The sequence below is a fragment of the Lysobacterales bacterium genome, assembly GCA_016721845.1.
GTDB lineage: Bacteria > Pseudomonadota > Gammaproteobacteria > Xanthomonadales > Ahniellaceae > JADKHK01.
The window spans coordinates 437008-460020 of record JADKHK010000003.1; the positions used below are offsets into that span (position 1 = coordinate 437008).

The following is a 23013-nucleotide window of genomic DNA, read 5'->3' on the forward strand; positions in this document are numbered from 1 at the left end:
CGGCGACGTCATTGCGGCAGGGAGACCTGGTCGAAGATGCCGCCATCGGCGAAGTGTGTGGCCTGGGCTTCGGCCCAGGACCCGAACTCGCCCTCGATCGTCACCAGTTCCAGCTTGGGGAAGCGCGCGATGTCCGCGGCATCGGCATGCTGTGGCTCGCGCGGCCGATAGTAGTGCTTGGCGGCGAGGCGCTGCCCGGCGGCCGAATACAGGAAGGCGAGGTAGGCCTCGGCGACCTTGCGCGTACCGCGTCGATCGACATTGCGATCGACGATCGCGACCGGCGGCTCCGCGAGAATCGACAGCGACGGCACGACGATCTCGAACTGGTCTGCGCCGAGCTGGCTCAGGGCCAGGAAGGCCTCGTTCTCCCAGGCCAGCAGTACGTCGCCGATGCCGCGCTGCGCGAAGGTCGTGGTGGCACCGCGCGCACCGGTATCGAGCACCGGCACGTTGCGATACAGGGCGGCGAGGAAGTCCCTGGCCTTGGCCGTATCGCCACCGTTGCGACGCAGGGCATAAGCGTAGGCGGCGAGATGATTCCAGCGCGCGCCGCCCGAGGTCTTCGGATTCGGCGTGATCACCGACACGCCGGGCCTGACCAAATCACCCCAATCCTTGATGCCTTTCGGATTGCCCTTGCGCACCAGAAGCACGATCGTCGAGGTATAGGGTGCGCTGTTGTGCGGCAAGCGCTTCTGCCAGTCGGGCGGCAACAGTTTCGCCTTGTCGGCGATGGCGTCGATGTCGAATGCGAGTGCGAGCGTGACCACGTCGGCCGCCAGTCCGTCGATCACGGCGCGCGCCTGCTTGCCGGAACCGCCGTGCGAGGTCTGCACGCGCACGCTGTCGCCGTGCTGCTGTTGCCACTGCGCGGCGAAGGCGGTGTTGACGTCGCGATAGAACTCGCGGGTCGGGTCGTAGGAGACGTTCAGCAGTTCAAGGTCCTTGGCGACGACGCCAAGGCTCGACCATGCGACCGTGGCCAGAATGAAACTACGAATCAGGATGTTCATGCGGGATCTCCTGGGTGGCCGCTCAAAACGCGACCTGGACACGGGAAAAGAAGGTGTTCTCATCGGGGCGATCGCCGTCGTTTGCGGCACCGCCATCGAACTGCGTCAGGGTGTGGTTGAACTGCAGCTTCAGATTGGCGCTCAGCAGCCAGTTCAGGCCGATACCGGCGGCACGCGAACGACTGGCGGCCTGCGCGGGATCGGCGTAGCGCGGGAAGGCATCGTCGTCGACATCGAGCTGGCCATAGCGCGCCACCAGCTCGAAGGCGCCCCAGCCGGGTCCGCCGATCTGGAACGGCGCATTCGGCCGGACGATGCCCTTGTAACCGGCATCCTCGCCGCTGAGCACGTAGCTGCCGGTGACCTGCCAGGCATCGTGCTTGAGGTCGACACGCGAGTTCGCGCTGGCGGGAAGCAGCAGCGCTTGTTGCGACGTGATGTATTCCGCCTGCAGGCCGAGCGCATTGCGATAGAAATAGGCCTGTGGCGACAGGCGACGATGTTTGCCGGCCGCCGACACTGCGTTGCGGTAGTTGAAGAACACTTGCTGTCCCGGCGTGCGATAACGCGGCAACAGCGCGTTGCCGGTCCCGTCCTTTTCTCCGACCGTGGCGGCGATGCCGAAACCGAGGCCGGAGAGCGCATTCGCGTCGTTCTTCCACGGCTCGAAAAAGATGCGGCCCTCGAACTCGGTGTTGTTGTCGACGTCGCTGGCATTGGCGTTGCGTCCATCCGGTGCTCCGTTGAAGGCACCGACGGCGTAGCTGATTTCGCCTTGCGCAAACTCGCCGAACAGCTGTGCGCCGACCTCGCGGCTCGGTGCCAATTCGGTCGGGAAGCCGCGTTCGATCATCGCGAGCGCATTCCACGACGCCAGGCGTTCCAGTCCGACCGGTCCCTTGATCTTGCCGACCCGCAGGCTGGCGCGCGGGTCGAACTTCACGTCGATCCAGCCGTCGATCAGGCTGGTCGTGTCCTCGGCCAATTCCGGCGTGATGCGAAAGCCGACGAGGGATCCGAGCGACCCTTCCAGCGACGGGCGGATACGACGAAACAGAAAGCCGTCATTGACCGCGGGCGTGTCGTCGAAGAAGGCGCGATGGTCGAACTGCAGGCCGCCGCGCAACTTGAACTCGAAGTCGCCTTTCTGGTTCTTGACCGACAGCCCCTTGTCGTTCACGGCGACCACCGGAATCGTCGGTGCTTTCGCGACGGCATCTTCCTGCTGGATTTCCAGCTTGCGCTCAAGGATGCGCACGCGCTGGAGCAGGTCAGCGAGTTCGGCGGCATCATCGGCCAGGGCGAGCGGCGGGGCAGTGGCAATCATCAATGCAATCGCGATTCGGGAACGGACGGGCATGTGGCCTCCATAGGTTGGGCATGGGCCACCTCCGGTCGTCCGGTCGGTGTGGGTGGGATCGTGGTCTAGACGCGCACTTTCTCGGTCTTGGTGATCTGCACGATGCGCGACTGGTGCACCACGACCTCGACGGCGCCGTAGGGCACTTCGCGCAAGGCCTCGATGACGGCGCGTTCTTCGGGAATCAGGCGCAAATAGGACTCGTTGCGGCCGGGACGAAGTTCGGGCACGTCGTGGGATGTCGCCATGGTCGGTCTCCTGGGTCGTGGGTCAGGCGGCGACTTCGCCGCGTAGGGCTTCGAGTTCGATCTGGTCGCGCAATGTGCGCCGGTCGAGCACGTCGGAAATCGCGTTGCGCACATCGGTCATCAACACGCGGATTGCGCAGGCCTCCGGATCCGGACAATCGGCACAGGCCCGATACGCGGTGAGACTGGCGCAGCGGATCGGCGCGAGCGGACCGTCGATGCTGCGGATCAGGTCGCCGAGGCGGATGTCGTGCGGCGCCTTCGCCAGCTGGTGGCCGCCCTGCAGGCCTCGCTTGCTGGCGACATAACCGGCGCGCCGGAGTTCGACCAGGATCGCTTCGAGAAAGCTCTCCGGCACTCGCGCGAGTTCCGAGATCTGGCGTGCCGTGAGCGGCATGCCTTCATGTTGCGCCAGCGTCGACAAAGCGCGCAGCGCGTACTTGGCTTTCATCGTCAACATGACGGCAGACTAATATTCCGACCGGATTTATCGGAAATTATGCCCGGACATGTGTTGAGTGTGTTTGGGTATATGCCAACCGAACCGTGCCGGCAAAATCCTCCGACTACTCTGCAACGCAGGTTCGATCGCCACCGCCGTCGACGAAGATCATGTCCGACGGACCCAAGGCCGCGAGTCCATCACGCGCATTGCCGTTGACGTTGCGGAAGAAGCCACCCACCAGCGACCGCCCCCCGGGCAAGCCGAGGATCGAATTGATGGAATTGTCGGCGTCCAGTCCCCAAGTCGTGTCGAGCGTTCCGCCGGGCGTCACGCGCACTGCGCCGCGCAGCGCACCGCTGCAGGCCGCCGACAATGTTCCGACCAGATACACGCTGCCATCGTCCGCCACCGACATTTGCGAGATGCTGCCAAAGCCCGCAGGCAGCGGCGACCAGTCGGGATCAACCGTGCCGGTCGCCTTGTCGATGCGCGCTAGCAGGCCATTGCCGCCGACGTAGACATGGGTCGGCGAGCGGTCGAATGCGGTGATCGTCGTGGTCGCCGTGTAGGGCCTGAACGTCCCGTCTGCCACACCGCTGCCGGACAAAGGCAGGCGGGCAATGCCGAAGGCCGGCGTCGCACCATTGGTGGGGATGCTGGTGATCCCGCTGACGTACAAATCGGTCCCGTCGATGCTCAATTGTGCCGAGGGGCTCACCGAAGTCACCGGCGTCCAGCCGCTGTCTGCAAGGCCGGTAATCAACGAGAAGCGCACGAGCGGCTGACCGGGCAGGTTCGCATTGTTGGCCGCACGCCGGATGCCGACGGTATAGACATAGCCGCCGACGTCATCGACCGCGATTGATGACGGAACATCGAATCCGATCTCGCCACCCGCCGGTGACAAGGGTTGCCACGCGGTGGTCGCGCCGTCGGCCCCGGAGACGCGGTAGAGACCGATGGCACGCAGACCGTCGTCTCGAAATCCGAATCCGCCGATATACACCGCATTGGTGCTGGCCGCGATCGCAGCCGTACCGCCCAAGCCGACCTGGGTCGCGAGACCGGAATTCCAGCTCACATCGACACTCAGGTTCGGCAACAGTGCCGCGGCCCCGTGACTGCTCCGACCGTCGACGATGCGCAACTGCACTCCGGCCGCAAGGATGCGCCCGGTACCGGGTTGCACCGCGAATCGTTGAAACCCTGTGCGATCGAGGAATCTGGCGTCGCTGAAGCCGGCCGCAACGACCGACCCATCGGCCAGCGCCAGTTTGTAGGTCTCGGTGGCGAGGCGAGGTGGGCCCGCAAACTTGGTAATCGACACGATGCCGGTCGGCGACATCGCCGGCGAGCCGGTCGACGCACCCCCCATCGGCGCCGTGGCACCCCAGCCGGAACGCAAGCTGCCGTCGGGTGCCAGTTTCGCGATATGGGCCGGCCTCGGCTCGCCATCCACGCTGATGAAGTCACCGTAGACAAACACATCGCCGTCCGGGAAGCGGAGCAAGTCGTTAACCAGAGTCGATGTCGACTGCGAGACGAACTCGGGTCCCCAAGTGACATCCACCGTCGCCGGGCTGGCCACGGTGACGCGCGCCAGACCCTCGCTGCCGCCGGGAATGGTGCCGCCCAGGATCAGATGACTGCTGCCATCCAGCAACATTGTGCGGACACGGCCCGAGCCGGTCGTGAACGGTGTCCAGGTCGCGTCGCGCACGCCGGTGTTGGCGTCGACGCGGGCAATATTTCCGACGCCGATGCTGGCGCCGTTGATCTGGCTCATGAACCCGGCCACATACAGGGTCGATTCGTCCGCCGACAACAGCATCGGGAACACGGCGGAGTTCGTGGTCGTAACGAACCCGGACATCACGCTGCCGTTCGGATCCAGACGAACGACATTGCATCCCGTCACGCCGGTAACGCAATACGACGCATACATGGTCCCATCGGAGCGGAGCGCGATCGCATCGACGAGCGCATTCAGCGGCAAGGCCGGCACGAAAGCCGCATCCAGCGTCGGTGTCGGGCCCGGCAGGAACCGCGCGACACCCGGGCGCGGCGTGCCGGCGATCATTGCGAACGGTCCGGCGACGTAAATGCGTCCTTGTGCGTCGATCGCGATGTCATAGACACGTCCGTCAGGATTCGGTGCCCATGCTTCGAGCACGCCCGCCGGGTCGAAACGCACCAGATTCCGGTGCGTCATGTCCGCACCCACGCGGTCGAAGGCACCACCCGCGATCAAGGCACCGTCGGCCTGGAATCCCTGGGCACCCACGTCGCCCATGGCATCGAACGTGCCGAGGGACGGCAGCAACTGCTGTGCAACGGTCGATGCAGACAAGGTCAACGCGACGATCCCGCCAATGCATCCGAACCAACCTGCGCGAACGTTGACTCTGTTGATGCTCATGCCGTGTCTCCATCGAAGTGAGGATGCTTTCAATGCGGATGCCGCGTGGCATGCATAACATGCCGATCGTGAGGGAAACCTATTCTTCCAAGATCGCGAAGGCAACCATTGCCGCCCCTGTTCAACGCTGGCACACCCGGCAATAGAAACTTGCGCGCTGCGCATCGCGACGAAGGGTGATGATGGTGCCGCAACGCTTGCAGGGTTCGCCGTCGCGGCCGTAGACGAACAGTTCCTGTTCGAAGTAGCCGGGCTCGCCGTCGGGCTTCAGGAAATCGCGGAGCGTGGTGCCGCCGCGTTCGATGGCGTAGGCGAGGATGCGGCGGATGGCATCGGCGAGCAGGGCGTATTCGCGGCGGGTGATCTTTCCGGCGGCGCGCATCGGCCGCACGCCCGCCGCGAACAGGGCTTCGGCCACATAGATGTTGCCGACCCCGACGACGACACGCTGGTCCATCAGAAACGCCTTCACCGGTGCAGTGCGACCGCGGCTGAGCGCGAACAGGTAGTCGCCGTCGAACGCGTCGCCGAGCGGCTCGGGGCCAAGCTCGCGCAGCAACTCGTGGGTATGGCCGGCCGGTTGCCAGAGCAGGCAGCCGAAGCGGCGCGGATCGTTGAAGCGCAACAGTCGACCATCGTCGAGCACGAGGTCGACATGGTCGTGCGCACGCACCGGTACGTCGGCATCGAGCACGCGCAGCGAACCGGACATGCCGAGGTGGATGATCGCCGCGCCCGGGTCGCTGTGCAGCAGCAGGTATTTCGCGCGCCGTTCGGTGCCGGTGACGCGCTGACCGGCGAAGACCTGCGCGATCTCGCGCGGAATCGGCCAGCGCAGGTCGGGGCGGCGAAGGACCGCGCGCGTCACGATCCGGCCTTCGACATGCGGCGCGATGCCGCGGCGCGTGGTTTCGACTTCGGGAAGTTCGGGCATGACGCATGTTAACCGTCCACCGACTTGCCCTGCGCGGAGAAGCGCGCGACATTCGGGCCCATGATCCGGGTTGCCGCGCGCATGATCCGTCTGGGGCTGGTGGCATGGCTGTGCGCCGGCGCGGCGGTGGCCATGGTCACGAACCGCACGCGCCTCGACACCCTCGATGTCTATCGCGGCCTGCCGGCCAATTCCGTGCGCGTGGTGCTGAGCGATCACGACGGCTTCGTCTGGGTCGGCACGCAAGACGGACTGGCGCGTTACGACGGCGAACACATTGATCTGTGGCGGCATCGCCGCAATGACGACACGTCCTTGGCCGAGAGCCACGTCGTCGGTCTGGCCGAAGGCGACGATGGCCAGCTGTACGCGGCGCATCCGGTCGCCGGCATCAGCGTGCTCGATCGAAGCCGACGCCTGATGTCGCACTGGCGGGCGGCCAGCCATGGCCTTGCCTCGGACCGCATCGCCAGCCTGCAGCGCGCGGGCGACGGCCGCATCTGGGTGCTGTTCCAGAGCGGCGAGGTGCAGTGGCTGGACCGCGTCAGCCAGCGCGCGGTGACGCTCCCGGAGATCAATGCCCACGATCTCGGTGCCGTGCGTGCGATCGGTGCCGGACCCGCGGGCGGGTTGTGGCTGGCCTCGGAAACCGGACTATGGCGATTCGAGGCCGGCATGCCGAAGCTGTTTCGCGACACCCGCCTCGGCCCGGTGACCACCAGCCAGACCCGCGTGTTGCTGGAAGACGGTTCCGGCACACTCTGGGTCGGCGCCGGCGAGGGCCTGTGGCGACTCGCACGCGATGGCACGCGCCGCATCACGCTGCCCTTCGCGACGCCCGAAGATGCGGATCGACCGGAAGTGGAAAGTCTGCTGCTCGACCGCACCAACCGGCTGTGGATCGGTACGCGCCGCGGTGCCTTCCTCTTCGACCGCGCCCGCCAAGAGGTGATCGAACGCCTCGACCACGATCCGGCCGACCGCCAGAGTCTCGGCAGCAGCCGCGTGACGACGCTGGCGCAGGGCGCGGATGGGGTGATCTGGATCGGCACCTGGATCGGCGGTCTGTCCTCGCATGATCCGGGCGCGGCGATGATCCATACCCTGCGTCATCAGGACGGCGACCCGTCCTCGTTGCCGGTCGACCCGGTGGTGGCCGTGGCGCCCGAACCCGACGGCAGCCTGTGGCTGGCGCTGGGTGAATCCGCCGGTCTCGTTCGCATCGATCCTGAGCGTGGTGTCTTGGAGCGCCACGCCTACCGCCGCGACGCCGGCGCGGGGCTCGCCAGCGACTATCTGCTGAGTTTGGCGCGCGACCACGACGGCCGGCTCTGGATCGGCAGCGGCGATCGCGGGCTGGACCGGCTCGATCCCGCGACCGGACAGATCGAGCGTTTCGGCCATGGCGGCGTCGACGGCCTGCCCGGACCGACCGTGCGTGCGCTGCTGGTGACGCGCGCCGGCGCGTTGCTCGTCGGCACGCTCGGGCATGGCCTCGCCGAGCGTTGCGCGGGTTGCAGCGGGTTCATCCAGCATCGTCGCGGTTCGGCCCTCGGCAGCTTGCCGGATGAACGCGTCACTGCACTGGCCGAATCGGCGAACGGTCGCCTCTGGATCGGTACCCGCGGCAGCGGACTCGTGCTGCGCGAACCGGGCGGGCGGTCGTTCGTGCGCGTGCCACTGGCGCTGGAGGACGACGCCGGCCTGAGCATCAGCGACATCGTCGAGGATGCCGATGGCCGGCTATGGCTCGCGACCTACGGCGACGGCGTGATCCGGGTCGAGCCGCGCGACGACATCGGGTCGCCATGGTCGGCGCGGCGCTTCGACACGACGCGCGGCTTGTCGGCCGATCACGTGTCGGCGCTGGCGCTGGACGCGGACGGCAGCGTGTGGATCGCGACCGCACGCGGCATCGACCGCCTGAACCGCAAGGACAACAGCATCCGCAGCTTCGGTCTGCGTGCCGGGGCCCTGGCCAGCGGCTATTTCCTCGGCGCGATGGCGGCCCTGCCCGACGGCCGCATCGTCGCCGGCGGCATGGAGGGACTGAGCCTGCTGGACCCGAAGGCGATCAGTGATCGGCGCGGCCCGCTGCTCCCGCAGATCACCGCCTTCTCGGTATTCAACGAGACGCTGGCACCGGTGCCCGGCGGTCGATTGCGGTATGGCGAGGACGGCCGGGCCGAACTGCGACTCGGCTATCGCGACGAGATGCTCGGCATCACCTTCAGCGCACCCGGATTCGGCGCCAGCGACGTGCCGCGGTTTGCCTTTCAGCTGGAGGGCTATGACCGCGATTGGATCATCGCCGGCGACAACCAGCGCAGCGCGACTTACACGCGCGTGCCGGCCGGCAATTACGTGTTCCGCGTTCGCACGCTCGATGCGACCGGCGCACGTGGCGAGGTCGAGGCCAGCGCCGCCATCCTGGTGGCTGCTGCACCCTGGGCAACCCCGGTCGCCTTCGCCGCCTACGGCGTGACCCTGTTGCTGGCCGGATGGATGCTGTGGACCCGCACCCGCGCCCGGTCTCGCGAACGCGAAGCGGCCGCGGCGGTGCTGGTCGACAAGGAGCGCCGCCTGCACGCCGCGCTCTGGGGCAGCGATGCCGAGCTCTGGGAGCTCGACATTCCGACGCGCACGATCAGCCGGGAACATCGTCTCGACGGCCTGATGATCAACGATGCGCCCGCCTCCGCATCGATCATCGACTACGCCACCTACATCCATCCCGAGGATCAGCCGGCGCTCGGGCAAGCCATGCGGCGCGTGCTGTCGGGCGAGGCGGGGACGCTCGACATCGCCTACCGCATTCGCGACCGCAGTGGCGAATGGGCCTGGCTGCTGACCCGCGGTCGCGCGGTTGCGAGCGACGCCACGGGGCGTGCGGAACTGTTCGTCGGCACCAACCAGAACATCACCGACCTAAAGCGCGCTGAAGATGATCTGCGCAAGCTCACCGAAGAACTGGAAGCGCGTGTCGAACGTCGCACCGAAGCCTTGAGCAAGGCCAATGCCGAGCTGCAGGCCTCGCTGACGCGCATCCAGGACATGCAGCGGCAACTGGTCGAATCCGAGAAGATGGCGTCACTGGGCGCGCTCGTCGCCGGTGTCGCGCACGAGATCAACACGCCGATTGGCGTCGCCGTCACCGCCGCGAGTTTTCTGCGCGAGGAAGCGCGCAAGCTGCAGCGCGCGCACCAGGACAAGACGATGACGGCATCAATGCTGGCGCAGTTCGAGTCGCAGATCATCCAGGGCTCGGAGATGATCCTCGCGAACCTGGAGCGCGGCATCCAGATCGTGCGCAGCTTCAAGCAGGTCGCGGTCGATACCGCGTCGGAAGCGCCGCGCGAGATCGATCTCGCTGAGTACTTCGACGAAATCCTGACGGCGCTGCATCCGCGCCTGCGCAAGACGCAGCATCAGGTCGAGGTGCGCGTGCCTGAGCCGATCCGGATCAGCACCTATCCGGTCGCGATCTACCAGATCGTCACCAACCTCGTGATCAATTCGCTGGTGCATGCCTTCGACGGCATCGAGCGCGGACGCATCACGCTCGCGGCATTCGATGGCGACGACGTGCGGATCGACTATCGCGACAACGGCCATGGCATGCGCGCGGACGTGCGCGACCGCATCTTCGAACCGTTCTTCACCACCAAGCGCGGCCAGGGCGGCAGCGGCCTCGGCATGCACATCGTCTTCAACCTGGTGACGCAACTCCTGCGCGGCACGATCCAGTGCGAGTCCAGCCCCGACCAGGGCGCCCGCTTCGTGATCCGCTTTCCACGGGTGATTCCGAACACCACATCGCAACCGTAGGTGCGACCTCCGGGTCGCGACCGCATGCGCGATCGCCACCGCAGAAAAACAAAACCCGCCACGAGGGCGGGTTTCGTCTTGATCGGTGTTGCGGTCGCGAGCCGGGGCTCGCTCCTACATCACTTGATCTTGGCTTCCTTGTACGGGACGTGCTTGCGCACGACCGGGTCGTACTTGCTCATTTCGAGCTTTTCCGGCTTGGTCTTCTTGTTCTTGTCGGTCGTGTAGAAGTGACCGGTGCCAGCCGTCGAAATCATGCGGATTTTGTCGCGCTTCGATGCCATGGTTCAGTCCTCCTCAAACCTTTTCGCCACGTGCGCGCAGATCTGCGAGCACGGCGTCGATGCCGTTCTTGTCGATGGTGCGCAGCGCATTGGTCGAGACCTTGAGCTTCACCCAGCGGTTTTCCGAGGCGACCCAGAAACGGCGCTCGTGCAGGTTCGGCAACCAGCGACGACGGGTCTTGTTGTTCGCGTGGGAAACATTGTTTCCGGTAAGCACGCCCTTACCGGTGACTTGGCAAACCTTCGCCATTGCACACCTCATTACGGCATCACGCCTGTAGCCCAGACGATATCGGCCCCGAACTGCTACGCAGTGGCACGGTTTCGGGAAAGGTTGGTGTTGCCAGGCGGCCCCGTGCGGCACGCCTGCCGGGAACGCCGGCACCAAAGGGGGCGCGCTTTATACCGGAGCCTGCCGGCAAAGGCAAGCCGGACAAGGGTTTAGCGTTCGACCGCGGCCGAATGCTGGCGCAGCCAGGCGGCGAAACGGTCCTGGTCGATGTCGCCGGCGGCCAAGTTCAGCATCGTCAGCACCGCCGCTGCATCACCTCCGCGATAGGAGTATCCGTGCAGGCGCAGGAACAATCGAGCCAGCACCCAGGCGGTGCGCTTGTTGCCGTCGATGAAGGGATGGTTGCGCGCCACGCCGAAGGCATAAGCCGCGGCCAGATCGAACTCATCGGGCTCGCCGTAGGCCGCGAGCTGCTGCGGCTTTGCCAGCGCCGATGCGAGCAGTCCGGCATCGCGAATGCCCGATCCGCCGCCATGCTGCGCCAATTGTTCGTCGTGGATGGCGAGCGCGACGGATTCGCCGATCCAGCGGAAGCGCGCGCTCACTTCGCCAATTCGCGCAGGATGTTGCGGTCCTCGCGCATGATCTCGCGCGCCAGATCCATCTGCTCGGCGAAGTCTTCGTCATAGGGCTTCAGCGCGATGCCATCCGGCGTACGCGTGACGAACAGCTTGTCGCCCTGCTTCACGTTCAGCAGTTCCAGCAATTCCTTGGGCAGCACCACACCACTGGAATTGCCGATGGCGCGGATGGTGAGGGCGTCGATGGCCATGGCGGACTCCTGTTATAACTTTCGTGGCCACAGCCTAACACGCGCAGTCACACGCCGAGCCGAATGCCTGACCCGGCTGAACTCAACCTGCCGCGGTGGCGCGTTCCAGCTCGGTCAGGACCGCCAGCGCCGCATCGCGATGATCACCGCACATCTCCGGTTGCGGACGCAGGCTGGCGCAGACCTTCGGTCGCTCTGGCCGGCCGAACAGGGCGCAGCGCAAGTCCGGCAGCAGGTTCATGCAAGCGACGCCTGCAGGCTTGCCGTGCGGATGGCCGGGCATCGGCGTCGAAATCGAGGGTGCGATGCAACAGGCGGCGCACGCGGCGCGGCAATGCCAACCCCCACGACCGTCGGGCTGCAGGGACTCAGCCACCGTATTCGGCGGCGGTCGGCTCGAACAACTCGACCGAGATCACGGCATTCATCGGAATCGGGCCGTAGATGTGCGGGTAGTCGTCGCCGCTGGCCTCGCTCCATTCATAACGCAACCAGGGTTCGAGCCGGGTCGCGTCGAGCGTGAGCCGCACCAGATTGGCGCGACCTTGCAGATGGCGCTGAATCACGCCGGGGATCTGCGCCCGCGTCGCGCAATGAATGTAGCCCTCGGTCGCCAGCGACGGCGCCCGGTATTCCTCGGTCGCCTGCGCGTCGGCCCAGTCGCTGCGCGCGGCAAAGTGGAACAGGATCGACGGCCGTTCGTTCATCCGCGCGACTCGCGATGCAGCTGTGCATACACCGGATCGGTTTCCGGGCGGGTGCCATGCCAGAGTTCGAAGGCCGCGGCCGCCTGCTCGACCAGCATGCCCAGTCCATCGAGCGCGTAGGCACAACCCGCGGTCTTCGCCCACGCCAGGAAACCCGTGGCGGCCTTGCCGTAACTCAGGTCGTAGGCCAGCGTGCGCGGATTCGCGATCGCGAACGGCAAGTCGACGGCTTCGCCATGCTGGCCGGCGGCAGTGGCATTGAACACGGCATCGAAATCGCCGGCGCGCCGCAAGTCATCGAGGTACCAGGTCTGGACGCGCGCCGGATCACCGATCCAGTCGCACAACTGGTCGGCGCGTTCGGGGGTGCGATTGGTGATCGTGATCTTGGCGACGCCGGCATCGAGCAGGGCCGGCAACACGCCCTGTGCCGCGCCGCCGGCACCGAGCAGCAACACGCGCCGACCGCGCAGGTCGATGCGATGACGCTCGCCGAGATCGCGGATCAGGCCTTCACCGTCGGTGTTGTCGGCGTACCAGTGATCGCCGCGCCAGGCCAACGTATTCGCGACGCCAAGCCGCCGCGCCCGCGCGCTGTGCGCGCGTGCCGCGGCAAACGCCTCGGCCTTCAGCGGCAGGGTGATATTGGCGCCGACGCCGCCCTCCGCCGCGAAGCGCGACAGCGTGGCCGCCAAGGTACCGGGGGCCGCATCGATGGCGTCGTAGCGGAGCGCGATCGCGAGCTGGTGCGCGAAGGCGCGATGGATCTGTGGCGACTTCGAATGCCCGACCGGATGGCCGAATACCGCGTAGCGGGCCAGCGTGACATCGAGATCATCGACCAGCTTCGGTGCTTCGAACATGGGCCGCTCCATCCGGAAGATGGACGGAGCATAGACCCGGCGATGCAGGCTGCGAAGTCAGGGATGGTCGGCTGCGATCCGGTAGCCGCCGCGACCGGCCGCCTTGGCGGCATAGAGCGCGCCGTCGGCGCGATGCAGCCAGGCATCCGCGCCTTCATCGACCGCATTCGCAAGGGCGATGCCGATGCTGGTGCCGACGGCGATGTCGACATCCAGATACGTCACGGCCGGGCCCATGGCGGCAAGAATGGCATCGGCCACACGAACGGCATCGGCCGGATTGCGCACATCTTCGAGCAGCACGACGAACTCGTCGCCGGCCAGGCGCGCCACCGTGTCCGTGGCGCGCACCGACGCCTTGAGACGGCGCGCGAACTCCATTAGCACGGCATCGCCGCCAGCATGGCCATGACGGTCGTTGATGGCCTTGAACTTGTCGACATCGAGATAGAGCAGCGCCCGTCCGGCCCCGTGCCGCTGCGCACGCGCCGACGACATCGCGATCACGTCGTACAGGCGGTAGCGGTTCGCGAGCTTGGTCAGTGCGTCGAACTCGGCCATGACGCGCAGCTGGTCTTCGGCCTGCTTCAACTCGGTCTGATCGAGGATCATCCCGAACACACCGACGACCGCGCCGCCGTCGTCACGCTTCGGCTGATAGCTGCCGCGCAGGAAACGCGGACCCTCGGGCCGCTCCTGGCGCAGTTCGAACTGGGTGCGATGCCCGTCCAGCGCGCGCGCGAGATGCGGCTCGATCTGCGCATACATCGCTGCGCCGAGCACTTCCGCGACGTGCTGTCCGGTGATCTCCGACAACGGCCGACCGGTGGCGCGCTCATAGGCCGCATTGTTGAAGCGATAGACATGATCGCGATCGATGATCGACACCGCGGCGGGGATATTGTCGGCGATCAGCTGCAAGCGTCGTTCGGCCGTGCGCGCGTTGATCTCGGCCTGCTTCTGCGCAGTGATGTCGAACGTCAATGCGAACACGCCCTGCACCCGATCGTCGCCATTGCGATCGGGCACGTAGTGGGTGCGGAAGTGATAGAAGCCGTCGCGCACACGCCGGCTGCCCTCGAACGAGACGATCTCGCCGGCCAGCGCCCGTGCCAGGGGCGCCTGGATTTCCGCATACAGCGCGCTGCCGCAAATCTCGGCAAAGCCGCGTCCGACCAGCAGCTCCGCGTCGACGCCGAAACGCCGACCGACATCGGCATTCGCGAAACGAACGTTCTCGTCGCTGTCGAGGTAGAGGACAAGCGCGGGCATCGCATCAGTGATCTTGCGGATGAAATCGCGACTGCGCGCCACCCGGACCTCGCTCTCGCTGAGCGCGCGTTGCTGACGCAACGATTCCACCCGCGCGTCGATCAGACGCTCGACGACGGTCGCGAGATGTCGCAACGAGTCGCGCTGTCCACCATCCAGTTCCCTAGGCTTGCGGTCGATCACGCACAAGGCGCCGAGCGCGTGGCCTGCGGCAGTCACCAGAGGCATGCCGGCGTAGAAGCGGATATGCGGTGCGCCGTTGACCAGGCGGTTGTCGCGGAATCGCGCGTCCGCGTGCGCATCACTGACCAGCAACGGTTGGGTGTCGAGGATGGTGTAGGTGCAGAAGGCATCCCCGCGCGGGGTTTCAGGGTCGTCGAGACCGACACTGGCCTTGAACCACTGGCGGTCCTGATCGATCAGCGAGATCGCCGCCATCGGCACGCCGCAGATCGACGCCGCGAGCGCCACCACGGCATCGAACACCGCTTCGTGCTCGCTGTCGAGCAATTGTGTTTCAGCCAGCGCAACGAGGCGCTCGGCCTCGTCCGCTGGCAATGGAAATGCGACCACGCCACCCCCCGGTGAACAGGCAGGCCGCGAGTTTATTCGGCCTCACCCGGCCTGACATCTACGTGCCGTGAAGACCACTCAGGCCGCCAACCCGTAACTCCTCAAGAGGGCCGCCGGGTCGGGTTCCCGGCCACGAAAAGCGACGAAACTGTCGAGCGCCGGGCGTGAGCCGCCGACGGCCAGCACTCGCCGCGGAAGGCGCGACCGGTCTCAGCATTGGTGATGCCTTCGGCCTCGAAGCGCGCGAACGCGTCCGCCGACAGCACTTCCGCCCAGAGATAGCTGTAGTAACCGGCCGAGTAGCCGCCGGAGAAGATGTGCGTGAAGGCATTCGCGAATCGTTGCCAGGCCGGCGGCTGGATCACCGAGACTTCGCCGCGCACCTCGGCCAGCAACTCGTGCACACGGGCACCACGCGCCGGATCGAATTCGAGATGGAGCCGGAAATCGAACAACGCGAATTCCAGCTGGCGGACCAGGAACAGGCCGGCCTGGAAGTGCTTGGCCGCGAGCATGCGCTGGAACAGGGCCTCGGGCAGCGCTTCGCCGCTGCGCCAGTGCGTGGCGATCAGATCGAGCGTCTCGCGATGCCAGCCGAAGTTCTCCATGAACTGGCTCGGCAACTCGACCGCGTCCCATTCCACACCCTCGATGCCGGACAGGCTCGGGTAATCGATCTCGGTCAGCAGATGATGCAAGCCGTGGCCGAACTCGTGGAACAGCGTGCGCACGTCGTCGTGGGTGAGCAGGACGGCAATTCGGCCGTGGGCGGCGCGAAGTTGCAGGTGAGATAGGCCATCGGCCGTTGCAATGCCGCGATGCGCTTGCGTGAACGCGCCACGTCCATCCAGGCGCCGCCGCGCTTGCCACTGCGCGCGAACAGATCGAGATAGACGACCGCAAACGCCGTACCCTGGGCATCGATCAGGTCGAAGCAGCGGGCGTCCTTGTGCCACAGGTCGACGCCCTGACGCTCGACCAGACGCACCCCGAACACGCGCTCGGTCAATGCATACAGACCGGCCATCACCCGTTCCAGCGGGAAGAACGGCTTGAGTTCCTCTTCGCTCAAGGCGTAGCGCTCGATGCGCAATTTCTCGCTGGCGTAACTCACGTCCCAGGGTTCAAGCGACGCGATGCCGAAACGGGTACGGGCGAATGCCGCGAGTTCGGTGATCTCGCGCGTCGCGACCGGTTTCGCGCGGGCGGCCAGATCGTGCAGGAAATGCAGCACACGCTCTGGTGTCTCCGCCATCTTGGTTGCCAGCGACTCTTCCGCTGCATTGGCGAAGCCGACCAGCTGCGCGGCTTCGTGACGCAATGCGAGGATCCGCTCGATCCGCGGCCCATTGTCGAAACGACCGGCGTTCGGACCCTGATCCGAAGCACGCGTCTGATACGCGGTGTAGACGAGTTCGCGCAGGGCACGATCATCGGCATGCATCATCACGGCTTGATAGACCGGAGGTTGCAGCGTGATGCGCACGCCATCGACCTCGGCCTCGCGTGCCGCCTGCCTCAGCTGCGCCAGCGCGGACTCGGGCAAGCCGCGCAGGCATGCGTCGGTCTCGGGCAGGTCCAGCGTCCAGGCTTCGGTGGCGTCCAGCACGGCCTGTTCGAACTCGGTCGTCAGGCGCGACAGTTCGGTGGCGATCGCGCGGAAGCGCTGCTGCTGGTCGGGCGGCAAGTCGACACCGGCGAGTCGAAAATCGAGCAGGGCGTCGTCGACCAGCTTGCGCGCGGCCATGGGCAACGCATCGAAGTCGGCGCGCGCGCGGATGGCGCGCACCGCCGCGCACAGTCCGGCGTGTTGGCCGATATCGGTGCCGAAATCGGTCAGCAGTTCGATCGCGTCGCCATAGACCGCACGCAATTCCCGGCGTGTCGCAGACGTTGTGCAAATGCCCGACCGGCGCGAAGCAGCGGTTCATTGCGTCCTCGCATTCCTCCCAGGCCAGCATCAGGCCGGCGAAGCGATGCTGCGCCGGATCGGCGACCCGCTGCTCGATGCGCGCGCGGTAGTCGGCGATACGCGCCCGAACAGCCGGCAGCACGTGTTCCGGGCGAATCTCGGAAAAGGCGACGAATTCGTCGTCGCGCAGCAGGGGGTTGGAAACGTTCATGGTTCTTCCTGGCCAAAACGAACCGGCCCCGCGCTGGGCGGGGCCGGAGAGTCGCTCACTTCATCGACGAGAATGCCCTTCGAGCGTAGGCGCCTGCGTCTTTCTTCTGCTGCCTTAGCTGCGACCTCGGATTTCTTCAGCCGATCGGAAACCAATGAGGTATCCCGGCTTCTTCTGCGGTAAGCGCGCTTGGCTCGATGCCGAACTGCTGGCGGATTTCATCTCCGAACCTCTTCTCGATTTCGTGCAATAGCTTTGCGTTGCAAGCGAGGCTACCAGAGCGGGATGCATCGACCAATGTGACTACGCCGATGACCTTTCCGCCGTTCATTTGAATGTAAGAAGCCAGGTCGGCGATCGTTCCACCCATCGTCACGACGTCGTCGACAATCACGTAGGCGCCGCCCGAAATGACGTCACCTTCAAACTCTGCCGGTGCGATCAGACGTTCCATCGCATCCGCACCGGTGTGATACACACGATTGGCCTGAACAATTTCGTCGTCGAGCAATGCGGAGCGGTACTCGGCCAGAAAAGCCGACAGAACGATCGGTATCGCGTTGTCTCCCGCCGACTCTTCCGCGTGTGGGGCAACGAAAATGGTTGTTTCGTCAAACAGATCAGCGAGTGCCTTCAGTGGTTCTGCGAGATCCCTGACCAACTGGATTGCGGCATCGATATTTCCTGCCTTTGCATCGGCATACGCCGGATGCGACGGATCGCTCGATCCTCTCGAAATATCGACAGCGGCGGCTGTATGAGCGCGGGTATCGCGAGGCTTCGATAACGCGTCTTTGCTGTACCCATCACCCGTTCACCCGATCAAAGTCAGTCGGCTGTGCGGACAGAATAGCGATTGTCCGCGACGCTTGCCGTAGCATTCACGCATGAGCAGCGCCTCGCCCGACCGCTACCGATTTGTCGAGCTGTTCGGCCACGTGCCGTGGTTCTCGACCCTGCCCGAACAGGCACGGGTGTTGCTGGCCGCGGGCTGCGAATGGCATCGCGTGGCCGGCGGCGAGCCTGTTCTTCGAGGGCGAGGCCTCCGACGCGGTGTATCTGCTGGTCAACGGCAGCCTCGCCGCGTTCCAGCGCGACAGCCACGGCGGTGCACATCTGGTTGGTCACATCATGGCCGGCAGAGTGTCGGCGAACTCGGCGTGCTGATCTCGCGGCCGCGCTCCGCCACCGTGCGTGCGCTGCGCGATTCCGAGTTGGTGCGACTGCCGGCGACCCACCTCGACGTGCTCGCCGAGACCTTTCCGCAAGCCTTGCTGGGCTTGGCGCGACTGGCCCTTCGGCGCCATGGCGAACTGCAGACGCATGCGGCCGCGCCGCGCACGCTGGCGTTGCTGCCGCAATCGCCAGGGGTCGATCTCGACCTGTTCGCGAATCGCCTCGCCGAGGACCTGGCGCGCTTCGGCTCGGTGCGGACCCTGAGGGCCGACGAAGCCGGTCAAGCCGCCGGGCATTACCACGCGATCGAGGCCGCTTCCAGATTCGTGCTGTATGTCGCCGACGGGAGCGACAATGCCTGGCGACAACAGTGCCGGCGCCAGGCCGATGCACTGTTGTTCGTCGTCCGCGCTTCGGACGCGCCGAGCTCGGATGCCGCCTGGCCCGATGCTGCGGACGAAGCGGTCGCGCGCCGCCAATACCTGATCGTGCAGCACCTGTCGAAGCCGCGATTCGGCGCGGCGCGGCGCTGGCACGCGTTTTGTCCGCGCGCCTCGATCCACCATGTGCGTGACGCCCGCGACAATGCCCGCGTGGCACGCCTGATCGGCGGCCAGAGCCTGGCGCTGGTGCTGTCCGGCGGCGGTGCGCGCGGCTTCGCGCACATCGGCGTGGTCAAGGCGCTGCGCGAAGCGGGCATGGAGATCGACAGCGTCGGCGGTACCTCGATCGGCGCGATCATCGGTGCCGGCGTGGCCGCCGAGTGGTCGATCGAGGAGATGACCGAGCGGTTCCGGCACGCGTTCTACGACACCAATCCCTTGTCCGACTACACGCTGCCCCTGGTCTCGATCGTGTCGGGCCGCAAGGTGTCGCGGCTGCTGCGCGAGACCTATGGCGAGCGCGACATCGAAGACCTGCCGCTGCCGTTCTTCTGTGTTTCCGCGAACCTGACCAAGGGCGATGCGCATGTGCACCGCGATGGCACGTTGTGGCAGTCCCTGCGTGCGTCGGTCGCGATTCCCGGCCTGCTGCCACCCGTGTTCCGCGGCGGTCAGGTGTTCGTCGACGGCGGCGTCGTCAACAACCTGCCGGTGGATCTGATGCGCGCCCAGCACCGCGGCGAGGTGATTGCCGTCGACATCGGTGGCGACTACGCCCTATCTGCACTCGACGACGAATACGAGTGCCGCCCGGCTGGAAGCTGTGGATGCAGGATCGTGCCGGTTATCGTCGACCGCGGTTGCGCGAGATCCTGCTGCGTGCCGGAATGATCAATTCCGGGGCGCAAGCCGCGAGTGCCCGCGCACAATCGACCCTGCTGATCAAGCCGCCATTGGCCGACATTGGTCTGCTCGAATGGCAGAGCTTCTTCCACGCCATCGATCGCGGCTACCAGCACACCTTGCGCATCGTCGGTGGCCCGAAAGACGCGCTCGCCGATGAGACCCCGGTGTTCTGATCAGGTGTTCTGATCAGTCGAAACCGTCCGCAAACAGTGTCGCGATGCCGGCGGCCTCCGTCAGCACCGCGATGTTCATTTTCAGGATGGCGCCGCCCATCTGCTGTGCACGGGTGATGTTGCCGGGCAAGTCCGTGGTGCGGTGATAGTGCTGGTAACCCTCGGGTCGGGTGCTGGCGTTGTAGCTGTAGTCGTTCTCGATGGTCAGCAGCGCCGGCGCGCCGCGCGAGATCAGCGGTGCATGGTCGGAACAGCAATAGCTTGTGTCGCTGATCAGACGCAGTTCCGGCGCATAGGTCGCGGCCGCTGCAGTGAAGACCGGGAACAGGGTCGACAGGCCGCTCGATGTCTCCAGCAGCACATCGAGATCGGCATCGCCGGAATAGCCAATCATGTCCATGATGATCGCAAGCTCGATGTTCGCCATCGTCCCGCTGGCCTGCAGCGACTGCGCGTAGGCCGTGCCGCCATAAAGGCCCTGTTCCTCGCCGGCGAAGCAGACGAAGACCATCGTCCGCTGCGGCGGATAGGCGCTGAACACGCGCGCCGCTTCGAGCACGCCGGCGCATCCGGAGGCGTTGTCTTCGGCGCCCGGACTCTGGCTCGGGTCGTTGATGTTCTGCTGGCGCGAATCGTAATGCCCGCCGACAATCACGAGTTCTTCCGGATGACGACTGCCGGGCAGGCGTGCGATCACGTTCTCGACCTGCGTGGCGGTGCCGCCGAGGGTGAAGGTCTGTGTCGTGACCTGCAGACCCAGCGCGCCGAACTGTCCGATCAGCCAGTCGCGTGCCTGGTCGATGCCGGGATTCGGCGATTGCCCGTAGGACGAGCGATCGAATCCGGCCAGTGTCGTCAGCGCGTCGAACCAGCGCTGGGTGTCGAGTGCATCGACGCGCAATTGCACGTCCGGATCGGGCGCGGCCTTGGCCATCGCCATCAGGCCGCGCGCACGCAGATCCTTCGTAATCGTCGAGTTCGCTGCAGCGGTCGCCACTCGGAAATGTCGGGCGACTTGTAGGGCAACCAGGTCGCCGGCGTGCGCACCAGCGCGAAGCGTCCGGTATCTGCGATTGCCGGCAACACCGGCCCTTCATCGACACCACAGGCGCGCGTCTGCAGGGCCAGGTCGTCGGGCCGGATCCAGCCGAGATCGGAGAGCACGCGTTCGCCCGCGAGCAGCCCCGGCAATCGCGACGGTGGCGCCGCGACCAGCAGGCGATTCTCCAGTTCGACCCACCAGCCGCCCGCATGCTCGATCTGGCGCGTGTAGCGGTCGAGCTCGAACTGCGGATGCCGATCCAGCGCGACCAGCGCCGCCGGCATCGGCATCGCCGTCGTCAGGCCCATCTGCAACCCAAGCGCGAGCGCGGAGAACATGGTCGGGATCCGAGGGGTGGACGCGCAGTCTAGACCCGGCAACGACAGGACGCGCGGCCGGGTCGGTCACGCTATCGTCCGCGTCGCCGGAACGGAGCGGAACAATGGAACAGCAGTCACATTGGCAGCAGGTGTACGCGACGAAAGCGACGGACGCGGTGAGTTGGTACCGGCCGCATCTCGATCGATCGCTGGCCTTCATCGATGCGCTGGGACTCGACCGCGATGCACCGATCCTCGATGTCGGCGCCGGCGCCTCGACGCTGGTCGACGACCTGCTTGCTCACGGCTTCCGCGAGCTCACGCTGAACTGATCTCGCCGACACCGCGCTTGCGCTTGCGCGGCAACGACTCGCATCGTCGCCACCGCGTTGAACGTGCGCTATCGCGTCGGCGACATCACCACGCTCGATCTTCCCGATGCCCATTTCGCGCTCTGGCACGACCGCGCCGTGTTCACTTCCTGACCGAGCCGGCGCAGCGCGCCGCGTATGTCGCGCAGGCCGCGCACACGCTGCGCCCAGGCGGCCATCTGCTGATCGCGACCTTCGCCGCCGACGGCCCTGAACGCTGCAGCGGCCTGCCCGTACAACGCTCGACGCCGACACCCTCGCTGCCGAATTCGCGCCGCACTTCACCCGCATCGGCGATGCCCGCGAGCAGCATCCGACACCGTTCGGCACGACGCAGTCGTTCCAGTACGTGTTGCTGCAGCGCGAGTGCTGACGTCCTGGATCCAGGGCACCGCGCGATCATTGCCTCACCGCTTCAGCTTGCGCTCGAAGAAGTCGACGATGGCGTTGTTGGCGTGTTTTCTTCATCCAGGGTGCGGCGATGCCGTGCTTGCCACCGGGGTAGGTCATCAATTCGAAAGGTTTGCCGCGCTGCTGCAATGCGCTCATCAGCTTGGTGCTGTTGGTGAAGAGCACGTTGTCGTCGGCCTGCCGTGGATCAACAGCAGGTCGGACGCGCATGCCATCGAGGTGCGCGAACACGCTGCTCTGGGCGTAGCCGTCGGCGTTGTCCTTGCGGCTGATCCATGTAGCGCTCGGTGTAGTGCGTGTCGTACAGCGCCCAGTCCGTGACCGGCGCGCCAGCGACCACGGCCGCGAAACCATCCGAGGCCTGGCTGAGCACCTGCAGCGCCATGTAGCCGCCGTAACTCCAGCCGGAAGCCGATCTTGTCGCCGTCGATCCGGGGTTGCGTGCGCAGCCACTTCACGCTCCCTCGCGCTGGTCGACCACTTCGACCGAACCCATCTTTGCGGAACAGGGCCTCCTCGAACGCTTGCCGCGCCGTGCATGCCGCGATTGTCGAGCTGGAACACGACGAAACCCTTGCGCGTCAGCACCGGATGAACCCTTCAGTCCAGCTGCGTCACGTACTGCCCATGCGGACCGCCGTAGATGTGGACAATGGCCGGGTATTTCTTTGCCGCATCGAAATGCGCCGGCCGGAACACGCGATAGAGCAGCTTCTGCTGCTCGGCACCGGTGATCTCGCCGAACTCCGGCACCGAGTGTTCGGCGGCGTAGGGCCAGTACGGGTGGCCTTCCTTGAGTTCGTTCGCTTCAGCACCGCGAGCCTCGCGCCGCTGGCATCGAACAGGCGCACACGCGGTGGCGTCGACGGATCGGAATGGGTCACGACGAACACGTTGGCTTGTTTCCGGGAAGCTGGTATTGTGCGTGCCGCCCTCGGGGTGATCTGCTGCACTTTACGCGCGACAGCGGTGGCGTGTGCGTACCTGCTTCTGCGTCGGATCGGGACCACCGGAGGCGAAGAACACGCGATCATCGTGCCCGTCCACCGCGAAGCAGGCCGTCGACCACCCATGCTTCCGGCGTCAGCGCATGTT

The 23013-nt window shown here is 65.9% G+C and carries 22 protein-coding genes and 3 pseudogenes; 4 read left to right on the forward strand and 21 right to left on the reverse strand.

The window, feature by feature from the left end; all coding sequences use genetic code 11:
* Positions 1–8 precede the first annotated feature (8 nt).
* The 6 genes from IPP28_02195 to mutM all read right to left on the reverse strand — a co-directional run bounded on the left by IPP28_02195 (position 9) and on the right by mutM (position 6422).
* A complete protein-coding gene (locus tag IPP28_02195; GenBank protein ID MBL0039866.1) occupies positions 9–1016 on the reverse strand; it encodes a sulfate ABC transporter substrate-binding protein in 1008 nt (335 codons plus the stop codon).
* A gap of 22 nt (positions 1017–1038) precedes the next feature.
* Positions 1039–2343 carry a porin gene (locus IPP28_02200; protein MBL0039867.1) on the reverse strand — a complete coding sequence of 435 codons (1305 nt, stop codon included), beginning with the start codon at positions 2341–2343 and terminating at the stop codon, positions 1039–1041.
* A 98-nt stretch (positions 2344–2441) separates the two neighbouring features.
* On the reverse strand, positions 2442–2624 hold the full coding sequence (locus IPP28_02205) for a YezD family protein (GenBank protein ID MBL0039868.1): 183 nt from the start codon (positions 2622–2624) through the stop codon (positions 2442–2444).
* Between the two features lie 22 nt (positions 2625–2646).
* On the reverse strand, positions 2647–3084 hold the full coding sequence (locus IPP28_02210; GenBank protein MBL0039869.1) for an Rrf2 family transcriptional regulator: 438 nt from the start codon (positions 3082–3084) through the stop codon (positions 2647–2649).
* Between the two features lie 106 nt (positions 3085–3190).
* Positions 3191–5488 carry a hypothetical protein gene (locus IPP28_02215; GenBank protein MBL0039870.1) on the reverse strand — a complete coding sequence of 766 codons (2298 nt, stop codon included), beginning with the start codon at positions 5486–5488 and terminating at the stop codon, positions 3191–3193.
* A 121-nt stretch (positions 5489–5609) separates the two neighbouring features.
* Positions 5610–6422: a bifunctional DNA-formamidopyrimidine glycosylase/DNA-(apurinic or apyrimidinic site) lyase gene (mutM, locus tag IPP28_02220; GenBank protein MBL0039871.1), complete on the reverse strand. Its 813-nt coding sequence runs from the start codon at positions 6420–6422 to the stop codon at positions 5610–5612.
* Between the two features lie 60 nt (positions 6423–6482).
* On the opposite strand from mutM, the gene IPP28_02225 reads away from it, so the two are divergent.
* Positions 6483–10250: a PAS domain-containing protein gene (locus tag IPP28_02225; GenBank protein MBL0039872.1), complete on the forward strand. Its 3768-nt coding sequence runs from the start codon at positions 6483–6485 to the stop codon at positions 10248–10250.
* A 119-nt stretch (positions 10251–10369) separates the two neighbouring features.
* Here IPP28_02225 and rpmG read toward each other — a convergent pair whose 3' ends face one another.
* The 10 genes and pseudogenes from rpmG to IPP28_02275 all read right to left on the reverse strand — a co-directional run bounded on the left by rpmG (position 10370) and on the right by IPP28_02275 (position 17797).
* The gene (rpmG, locus tag IPP28_02230; protein MBL0039873.1) at positions 10370–10534 is read right to left on the reverse strand and encodes a 50S ribosomal protein L33; all 165 of its coding nucleotides are present in this window, start codon (positions 10532–10534) and stop codon (positions 10370–10372) included.
* A 13-nt stretch (positions 10535–10547) separates the two neighbouring features.
* A complete protein-coding gene (gene rpmB / locus IPP28_02235; GenBank protein ID MBL0039874.1) occupies positions 10548–10784 on the reverse strand; it encodes a 50S ribosomal protein L28 in 237 nt (78 codons plus the stop codon).
* 191 nt (positions 10785–10975) lie between these two features.
* A complete protein-coding gene (locus IPP28_02240) occupies positions 10976–11371 on the reverse strand; it encodes a type II toxin-antitoxin system death-on-curing family toxin (protein ID MBL0039875.1) in 396 nt (131 codons plus the stop codon).
* On the reverse strand, positions 11368–11598 hold the full coding sequence (locus IPP28_02245; GenBank protein ID MBL0039876.1) for an AbrB/MazE/SpoVT family DNA-binding domain-containing protein: 231 nt from the start codon (positions 11596–11598) through the stop codon (positions 11368–11370). The genes IPP28_02240 and IPP28_02245 overlap by 4 nt, the downstream gene beginning before the upstream one ends.
* Before the next feature lie 82 nt (positions 11599–11680).
* A complete protein-coding gene (locus tag IPP28_02250) occupies positions 11681–11962 on the reverse strand; it encodes a YkgJ family cysteine cluster protein (GenBank protein MBL0039877.1) in 282 nt (93 codons plus the stop codon).
* A gap of 4 nt (positions 11963–11966) precedes the next feature.
* Positions 11967–12305, reverse strand: coding sequence for a DUF952 domain-containing protein (locus IPP28_02255; GenBank protein ID MBL0039878.1), 339 nt, complete (start codon positions 12303–12305; stop codon positions 11967–11969).
* The gene (aroE, locus tag IPP28_02260; GenBank protein MBL0039879.1) at positions 12302–13168 is read right to left on the reverse strand and encodes a shikimate dehydrogenase; all 867 of its coding nucleotides are present in this window, start codon (positions 13166–13168) and stop codon (positions 12302–12304) included. Before aroE ends, IPP28_02255 begins: the two co-directional genes overlap by 4 nt.
* A 57-nt stretch (positions 13169–13225) precedes the next feature.
* Positions 13226–15013, reverse strand: a complete 1788-nt coding sequence (locus IPP28_02265; GenBank protein MBL0039880.1) for a diguanylate cyclase — start codon at positions 15011–15013, stop codon at positions 13226–13228.
* A 78-nt stretch (positions 15014–15091) separates the two neighbouring features.
* A pseudogene (locus IPP28_02270) lies at positions 15092–17136 on the reverse strand (M3 family metallopeptidase).
* A 136-nt stretch (positions 17137–17272) separates the two neighbouring features.
* Complete coding sequence (locus IPP28_02275) at positions 17273–17797, reverse strand: phosphoribosyltransferase (protein MBL0039881.1); 525 nt, start codon at positions 17795–17797, stop codon at positions 17273–17275.
* 226 nt (positions 17798–18023) lie between these two features.
* On the opposite strand from IPP28_02275, the gene IPP28_02280 reads away from it, so the two are divergent.
* Both IPP28_02280 and IPP28_02285 read left to right on the forward strand, forming a co-directional pair.
* Complete coding sequence (locus tag IPP28_02280; protein MBL0039882.1) at positions 18024–19586, forward strand: patatin-like phospholipase family protein; 1563 nt, start codon at positions 18024–18026, stop codon at positions 19584–19586.
* The gene (locus tag IPP28_02285) at positions 19556–19774 is read left to right on the forward strand and encodes a hypothetical protein (GenBank protein ID MBL0039883.1); all 219 of its coding nucleotides are present in this window, start codon (positions 19556–19558) and stop codon (positions 19772–19774) included. Before IPP28_02280 ends, IPP28_02285 begins: the two co-directional genes overlap by 31 nt.
* 13 nt (positions 19775–19787) lie before the next feature.
* Here IPP28_02285 and IPP28_02290 read toward each other — a convergent pair whose 3' ends face one another.
* Together IPP28_02290 and IPP28_02295 are read right to left on the reverse strand one after the other, a co-directional pair.
* Positions 19788–20771, reverse strand: coding sequence for a Zn-dependent exopeptidase M28 (locus IPP28_02290; GenBank protein MBL0039884.1), 984 nt, complete (start codon positions 20769–20771; stop codon positions 19788–19790).
* A complete protein-coding gene (locus IPP28_02295; GenBank protein MBL0039885.1) occupies positions 20714–21154 on the reverse strand; it encodes a hypothetical protein in 441 nt (146 codons plus the stop codon). Before IPP28_02295 ends, IPP28_02290 begins: the two co-directional genes overlap by 58 nt.
* 104 nt (positions 21155–21258) lie before the next feature.
* Between IPP28_02295 and IPP28_02300 the strand changes: the two are divergent.
* A pseudogene (locus tag IPP28_02300) lies at positions 21259–21880 on the forward strand (class I SAM-dependent methyltransferase).
* Positions 21881–21906: 26 nt separating this feature from the next.
* On the opposite strand, the gene IPP28_02305 reads toward IPP28_02300, so the two are convergent.
* From IPP28_02305 to IPP28_02315, 3 genes and pseudogenes are all read right to left on the reverse strand, one after another.
* Complete coding sequence (locus IPP28_02305) at positions 21907–22149, reverse strand: prolyl oligopeptidase family serine peptidase (GenBank protein MBL0039886.1); 243 nt, start codon at positions 22147–22149, stop codon at positions 21907–21909.
* Positions 22106–22345 (reverse strand): annotated as a pseudogene (locus tag IPP28_02310) (prolyl oligopeptidase family serine peptidase). The gene IPP28_02305 and the pseudogene IPP28_02310 overlap by 44 nt, the downstream one beginning before the upstream one ends.
* A 173-nt stretch (positions 22346–22518) precedes the next feature.
* A complete protein-coding gene (locus IPP28_02315) occupies positions 22519–22671 on the reverse strand; it encodes a hypothetical protein (protein MBL0039887.1) in 153 nt (50 codons plus the stop codon).
* Between the last annotated feature and the right edge of the window lie 342 nt (positions 22672–23013).

What these genes read in the sequence shown, in the direction of transcription:
- IPP28_02210 (MBL0039869.1), bottom strand. Translation starts at nt 3,084, where the DNA reads ATGTTGACGATGAAAGCCAAGTACGCGCTGCGCGCTTTGTCGACGCTG.
- rpmG (MBL0039873.1), bottom strand. Translation starts at nt 10,534, where the DNA reads ATGGCATCGAAGCGCGACAAAATCCGCATGATTTCGACGGCTGGCACC.
- IPP28_02255 (MBL0039878.1), bottom strand. Translation starts at nt 12,305, where the DNA reads ATGAACGAACGGCCGTCGATCCTGTTCCACTTTGCCGCGCGCAGCGAC.
- IPP28_02205 (MBL0039868.1), bottom strand. Translation starts at nt 2,624, where the DNA reads ATGGCGACATCCCACGACGTGCCCGAACTTCGTCCCGGCCGCAACGAG.
- aroE (MBL0039879.1), bottom strand. Translation starts at nt 13,168, where the DNA reads ATGTTCGAAGCACCGAAGCTGGTCGATGATCTCGATGTCACGCTGGCC.
- rpmB (MBL0039874.1), bottom strand. Translation starts at nt 10,784, where the DNA reads ATGGCGAAGGTTTGCCAAGTCACCGGTAAGGGCGTGCTTACCGGAAAC.
- IPP28_02295 (MBL0039885.1), bottom strand. Translation starts at nt 21,154, where the DNA reads ATGTTCTCCGCGCTCGCGCTTGGGTTGCAGATGGGCCTGACGACGGCG.
- IPP28_02225 (MBL0039872.1), top strand. Translation starts at nt 6,483, where the DNA reads ATGATCCGGGTTGCCGCGCGCATGATCCGTCTGGGGCTGGTGGCATGG.
- IPP28_02245 (MBL0039876.1), bottom strand. Translation starts at nt 11,598, where the DNA reads ATGGCCATCGACGCCCTCACCATCCGCGCCATCGGCAATTCCAGTGGT.
- mutM (MBL0039871.1), bottom strand. Translation starts at nt 6,422, where the DNA reads ATGCCCGAACTTCCCGAAGTCGAAACCACGCGCCGCGGCATCGCGCCG.
- IPP28_02280 (MBL0039882.1), top strand. Translation starts at nt 18,024, where the DNA reads ATGAGCAGCGCCTCGCCCGACCGCTACCGATTTGTCGAGCTGTTCGGC.
- IPP28_02215 (MBL0039870.1), bottom strand. Translation starts at nt 5,488, where the DNA reads ATGAGCATCAACAGAGTCAACGTTCGCGCAGGTTGGTTCGGATGCATT.
- IPP28_02200 (MBL0039867.1), bottom strand. Translation starts at nt 2,343, where the DNA reads ATGATTGCCACTGCCCCGCCGCTCGCCCTGGCCGATGATGCCGCCGAA.
- IPP28_02195 (MBL0039866.1), bottom strand. Translation starts at nt 1,016, where the DNA reads ATGAACATCCTGATTCGTAGTTTCATTCTGGCCACGGTCGCATGGTCG.